Annotated in this window: 5 protein-coding genes; 4 read left to right on the forward strand and 1 reads right to left on the reverse strand. The window is 74.8% G+C overall.

All coding sequences use genetic code 11. The features are described from left to right. Positions 1–80: 80 nt before the first annotated feature. Entirely contained in the window at positions 81–1,172 is a 1,092-nt protein-coding gene (locus tag C1I97_RS29940) for an aldo/keto reductase (RefSeq protein WP_111006235.1), read from the forward strand. Between the two features lie 51 nt (positions 1,173–1,223). Here C1I97_RS29940 and C1I97_RS29945 read toward each other — a convergent pair whose 3' ends face one another. Beyond that, positions 1,224–2,264 carry a Gfo/Idh/MocA family protein gene (locus C1I97_RS29945; RefSeq protein WP_111006236.1) on the reverse strand — a complete coding sequence of 347 codons (1,041 nt, stop codon included), beginning with the start codon at positions 2,262–2,264 and terminating at the stop codon, positions 1,224–1,226. An 86-nt stretch (positions 2,265–2,350) separates the two neighbouring features. On the opposite strand from C1I97_RS29945, the gene C1I97_RS29950 reads away from it, so the two are divergent. The 3 genes from C1I97_RS29950 to C1I97_RS29960 form a co-directional block, all read left to right on the forward strand. Further along, entirely contained in the window at positions 2,351–3,658 is a 1,308-nt protein-coding gene (locus C1I97_RS29950; protein WP_111006237.1) for a multidrug effflux MFS transporter, read from the forward strand. After that, positions 3,616–4,803 (forward strand): serine hydrolase domain-containing protein, encoded by a 1,188-nt coding sequence (locus tag C1I97_RS29955; RefSeq protein ID WP_111006238.1) that lies wholly within the window; start codon positions 3,616–3,618, stop codon positions 4,801–4,803. The genes C1I97_RS29950 and C1I97_RS29955 overlap by 43 nt, the downstream gene beginning before the upstream one ends. Before the next feature lie 71 nt (positions 4,804–4,874). Further along, a partial coding sequence (locus tag C1I97_RS29960) for a small ribosomal subunit Rsm22 family protein (protein WP_111006239.1) occupies positions 4,875–5,704 on the forward strand: 830 nt, incomplete at its 3' end.

Consider the following 5,704-nt stretch of genomic DNA (forward strand, 5'->3'; position numbering starts at 1 on the left):
ACACCCACCCGGCCCGGTCGGCGAAAAGCCTCTACGGCGTCTTGCCCTCGCGTGCGCTTCAACTCCTAGCGTCTGCGGGCATGGAGATCACCAGGACCACCGGAACCACCGGGACCACCGGGACCACCGGGACCACCGGGACCACCGGGACCACCGGAACCACCGGAACCACCAAACCCACCACCACCTTCACCAGGACGCTCGGACGCAGCGGGATCGAGGTCGGCGCGCTCGGGTTCGGATGCTGGGCGATCGGCGGGGAGTGGCAGTCGGCGGACGGGCAGCCGCTCGGCTGGGGAAGAGTGGACGACGAGAAGTCCGTACGGGCCGTGCGGCGCGCCCTCGACCTCGGTGTCACCTTCTTCGACACCGCCGACGTCTACGGCTGCGGGCACAGTGAGCGGCTGCTCGGGCGGGCCCTCGGCAAGCGCCGCTCCGAGGCCGTCGTCGCCACCAAGTGGGGCAACCTCTTCGACGAGCGCACCCGGACGGCCGACGGCCAGGACGCCACCCCCGAGCACGCCCGGCGCGCGCTCACCGCGTCCCTCGCCCGCCTCGGCACCGACCACGTCGACCTCTACCAGCTGCACATCGCCGACGCCCACCCCGCCGACGCGGCCGTACTCCGGGACGCCTGCGAGGAGTTCGTCGCCGAGGGACTCGTACGCGCCTACGCCTGGAGCACCGACGACCCCGCCCGCGCGGCCGTCTTCGCCGAGGGGGAGCACTGCGCTGCCGTGCAGCACGCGCTCAACGTGCTCCAGGACGCGCCCGCGATGCTCGCGCTGTGCGAGGAGCTGGACCTCGCGAGCATCGACCGCAGTCCGCTGGCCATGGGGCTGCTCACCGGCAGGCACCACGCCCGGCGCGCTCCCCTGGAAGCGGGGGACATCCGCAGCCGGCCGCCCGCCTGGCTGCCGGGGTTCGGTGACGGCTCCGGCGCCGACCCGGACTGGCTGGCCCGGGTCGATGCGCTGCGGGAGGTCCTGACCAGCGACGGCCGTACCCTCGCCCAGGGCGCCCTCGCCTGGCTGTGGGCGCGCAGTCCGCGCACCGTCCCCATCCCCGGCTTCCGTTCGGTCGCCCAGGCCGAGGAGAACGCGGGCGCCCTGGCCAAGGGACCGCTCACCGCCGCCCAGCTGGCCGAGGCCGACCGGATCCTGGGAAGGTGACCGGCCGCCGCCTCCTCGAGGGTCTCGGCCGCCGCTCCGCCTGACGGACCATCAGGCCGGCACCGGCTCCTCGACCAGGTCCGAGTCCGGATCGCCCGTCTCCCCCGGATAGCGCACGCCGATCCGCTCCCGGATCGCGTCCAGGGTCCGCATCACCGCGAGGGTGCCGTCCAGCGGGACGAGCGGCGACTCGGTCTCGCCCGCGCGCAGCGCCCGCATCACCTCCAGGGCCTCGTGGCGCAGGGACGTGCGCGGACCGTCGGCCGGGTCGGCCGTGAACTCCTCCGGTTCGCGGCCGTCGCGGTGCAGGACGAAGTGCTCCGGGTGGAAGAAGCCCGACGGGATGTCGATACGGCCCCGGGAGCCCGTGACCGAGGCGCAGGTCGCCGTACCGCCGGTGAGGGAGCAGTGCACCTGGGCCAGCGCGCCGCCGTCCCATGACAGCAGGGCGCCGGTCTGCAGGTCGACGCCCTCCGCGGAGAGCACCGCCCTCGCCGTCACGTCCGACGGCTCGCCGAGCAGCAGCTGCGCGAAGGACACCGGGTACACGCCGAGGTCGAGCAGCGCCCCGCCGCCCAGGTGCGGGTCGCGCAGCCGGTGCGAGGGCGGGAAGGGGCCGGCGAGCCCGAAGTCGGCCTGGACGGTGCGCACTTCACCGATCGCACCGTCGTCGACCAGGGCCTTCAGCCGCCGTACCAGCGGATTGCAGTACATCCACATGGCCTCCATCAGGAACCGGTCGTGCTCGCGGGCCAGCGCGACCAGTTCCCCGGCCTGCCGGAGGTTCAGCGTGAACGGCTTCTCGCACAGCACGTTCCGCCCGGCCTCCAGGCACAGCCCGGCGGCCGCCCGGTGGGCCGCGTGCGGGGTGGCGACGTAGACGACATCGATGTCGGCGTCCTCGGCGAGGTCCTTCCAGGAGCCGTACGCCCGCTCGATCCCGAACCGCTCGGCGAACGCCCTCGCCGGCTCCTCGCTGCGCGAGGCCACCGCCACGACCTCCGCGTCCGGCAGATCCACCAGGTCCGCCGTGAACGCGGCAGCGATCCCGCCCGTCGCCAGAATCCCCCAGCGCGTCCTCTGCTCCGTCATCCGGTCCCCACCCTCGCTCGCACGAACTCGGCACTCCGTACGAGCTGAGAGCATAGGTGGCGGAACGATCGGAGAGGGAGGGGCACATGTCCGAGGACGGGGGGTCGGCACCGCACGCGCCGCGGGGGGTCGTCACGGGGAAGGGAACCGGGCCCGGGCCACTGGCCCATCGGCCGCCGGCCCGCCGCACCAGCCTCCTGGTGACCCTGATCCTCGGCGGACTGACGGCCACACCCCCGCTCGCGATGGACACGTACCTGCCCGCGCTGCCGGAGGTCACCCGGTCCCTGCACGCCCCGGCCGCGACCGTCCAGCTCACGCTGACCGCCTGCCTGGTCGGCATGGCGCTCGGGCAGCTGGTCGTCGGCCCGATGAGCGACCGGTGGGGGCGCAGGCGCCCGCTGCTCGCCGGACTGGCCGTCTACGTCCTCGCCACCGCGCTGTGCGCCCTCGCGCCCGACATCGAGGTGCTGATCGCCTTCCGGCTGCTGCAGGGCCTGTCGGGCGCGGCCGGCATCGTCATCGCCCGGGCGGTGGTGCGGGACCTGTACGACGGCGTGGCCATGGCCCGCTTCTTCTCCACCCTGATGCTGATATCCGGGGTCGCCCCGATCGTGGCACCGCTGATCGGCGGTCAGATCCTGCGGGTGACCGACTGGCGGGGCGTGTTCGTCGTCCTGACGGTGGTGGGAGTGCTGCTGGGCGCGGTCGTCTGGGCACGGCTCCCGGAGACCCTGCCGCCCGCCGAGCGGCACAGTGGCGGCGTCGGCGAGACGCTGGGCTCGATGCGGGGGCTGCTCGCCGACCGCGCCTTCACCGGCTACCTGCTCACCGGCGGCTTCGCCTTCGCCGCGCTGTTCGCGTACATCTCCGCCTCGCCGTTCGTGATCCAGGAGATCTACGGCGCCTCCCCGCAGACGTTCAGCCTGCTGTTCGGGCTCAACTCGGTCGGGCTGATCGTCGTCGGCCAGATCAACGGCAAGGTGCTGGTCGGCCGGGTCCGCCTCGACCGGGTGCTGGCCGTCGGCCTCGCGGTGGTCGTCCTGGCCGCGGCCGCGCTGCTGCTGATGGCGGCGGGCGCCCTCGGCGACGTGGGCCTGGTGCCCGTGGCCGCCGCGCTGTTCGTGCTGATGTCCGCGATGGGCATCACCATGCCCAACACCCAGGCCCTCGCCCTGACGCGCACCCGGCGGCACGCGGGCTCCGCGTCCGCCCTGCTCGGTACGTCCACCTTCCTCATCGGCGCGGTCGCCTCCCCGCTCGTCGGGATCGCCGGGGAGCACACCGCCGTGCCCATGGCGGTGGTCCAGCTGGCGGCCGCGCTGGTGGCGGCGGCCTGCTTCACGGGAATGTGCCGTCCCTGGAAGCCACGGAGCACGGAGGAAGAGAGCTGAGCGCGCCGAGACTGCGCAGGGACACACCGCGCAAGGCCGGACTCGACGCCGGAGAGCTCCGCCGGCTCGTCCGCGAGGTTCATGACCTCACCACCGGGGAGCACCCCTGGGCGGCGGGCACCGTCGTGCTCGCCGGGCGCGGCCCGGTGGTCGCCGTGGCGGAGGCGGCGGGCTGGGCCGTGCGGTACGCGTCCTACGACCCCCGGGCCGGCCGGGGCGTCGAACTGCCGCCCGCCGCGCGGGTCCCGATGGCCGTCGGCACACCCTTCGACCTGGCGTCCCTGACCAAACTGTTCACGGCGGTCGCGGCCGTGCAGCAGATCGAGCGGGGCACGCTGGACATCGACGCGCGCGTGGGGACGTACCTGCCGGAGTTCCGCGCCGCCGCCGCGCACGGCGTCACCGTGCGGCAGCTGCTCACCCACACCTCCGGACTGCGCCCCGAACTCCCGCTGTACGACTGCCCCGACGACGTCTCCCGCCTGGCGATGCTGCGCGCGGAGGCCCCGGTGGGCGCGCCCGGCACGTACACCTACTCCGACCTCAACCCGCTCCTGCTCCAGCACGTCCTGGAACGCGTCACCGGCCGGCCTCTGGACGTCCTGGTCCGCGACGGGATCACCCGCCCGCTGGGCATGACCTCGACCCGCTTCGGCCCGTGCCCCGGCGCGGCGGCCACCGAGGACCAGCGGCGGCTGTGGGCCAAGGCGGACCGGGGGATGCTGCGCGGCGAGGTCCACGACGAGAACGCCTGGGCGCTGGGCGGGGTGGCCGGTCACGCGGGCCTGTTCTCGACCGCCCCCGACCTGGCGGTCTTCTGCCGCGCCCTGCTGTCGGGCGGCTCCTACGGCCCGGCCCGCGTCCTGGGCCCCGACTTCGTCGAGCTGCTGCTGACCCCGCCGGGCCTGGGGTTCGCCGTGGACCAGCCGTGGTTCATGGGGGAGCTCGCGGGCGGGGGAGCGGCGGGCCACACCGGCTTCACCGGTACGTCGCTGGTGCTCGACCCCGCCACGGACACCTTCCTGGTGCTGCTCGCCAACACGGTCCACCCGCGCCGGCGCCCACCGGCCAACGGACCGCGGGCCGCGGCGGCGACCCGGCTGGCCCGGGCGGTCAGGGCGGTCAGGGCGGTCCGCCGGAGCTGAGAGAGGCCTGATCCGGGAGAGGCCTGACCCGGGAGAGACCCGGCCCGGGAGAGACCTGAGAGAATCGCACGGTGAACACCCCCGTATCCGCGTCGGAGACCCTCCGCGCCGCCCTCTCCGGTCTGCTCGACGGGCTGCCGCCCCGGCAGGCCGCGGGGGCCGTGGAGCGGCTGATCGCCAACTACCGGGGGAACACCCCCACCGACACGCCGGTCCTGCGGGACCGCGCGGACGTGGTCGCCTACGCCGCCTACCGGATGCCGGCCACCTTCGAGGCGGTGCGCTCGGCACTGGAGGCGTTCGCGGACGCCGCGCCCGGGTGGGTTCCGGGCAGCCACGTCGACGTCGGCGGCGGAACGGGGGCCGCGACCTGGGCGGTCGCCGCCACCTGGGACGGGATGCGGCCGGTCACCGTGCTCGACTGGGCCGAGCCCGCGCTCGCCCTCGGCCGGGAGATCGCCGAGACCGCCCCGGCCCTGCGGGACGCGCGCTGGCAGCGCGCCCGGATCGGCACGGCGCTCACCCTCGACCCCGCCGACCTCGTCACCGTCTCCTACGTCCTCGGCGAGCTGACCGACGCCGACCGGGCCGCCGTCGTGACCGCCGCCGCGGACGCCGCGCAGGCCGTCGTCGTCGTGGAGCCCGGCACGCCCGACGGCTACGCCCGGGTCGTCGAGGCCCGCGACCGGCTGATCGCGGCCGGCTTCCACGTCGCGGCGCCGTGCCCGCACAGCGCCGCCTGCCCGATCGTGCCCGGCACCGACTGGTGCCACTTCTCGGCCCGCGTCAGCCGCTCCTCCCTGCACCGGCAGGTCAAGGGCGGCTCCCTCGCCTACGAGGACGAGAAGTTCAGCTACGTCGCCGCCGCCCGCTTCCCGGTCACCCCGGCCCCCTCCCGCAT

The organism is Streptomyces sp. NTH33 (genome assembly GCF_003236365.1).
Lineage (GTDB): Bacteria > Actinomycetota > Actinomycetes > Streptomycetales > Streptomycetaceae > Streptomyces.

What these genes read in the sequence shown, in the direction of transcription:
- C1I97_RS29940 (WP_111006235.1), top strand. Translation starts at nt 81, where the DNA reads ATGGAGATCACCAGGACCACCGGAACCACCGGGACCACCGGGACCACC.
- C1I97_RS29945 (WP_111006236.1), bottom strand. Translation starts at nt 2,264, where the DNA reads ATGACGGAGCAGAGGACGCGCTGGGGGATTCTGGCGACGGGCGGGATC.
- C1I97_RS29950 (WP_111006237.1), top strand. Translation starts at nt 2,351, where the DNA reads ATGTCCGAGGACGGGGGGTCGGCACCGCACGCGCCGCGGGGGGTCGTC.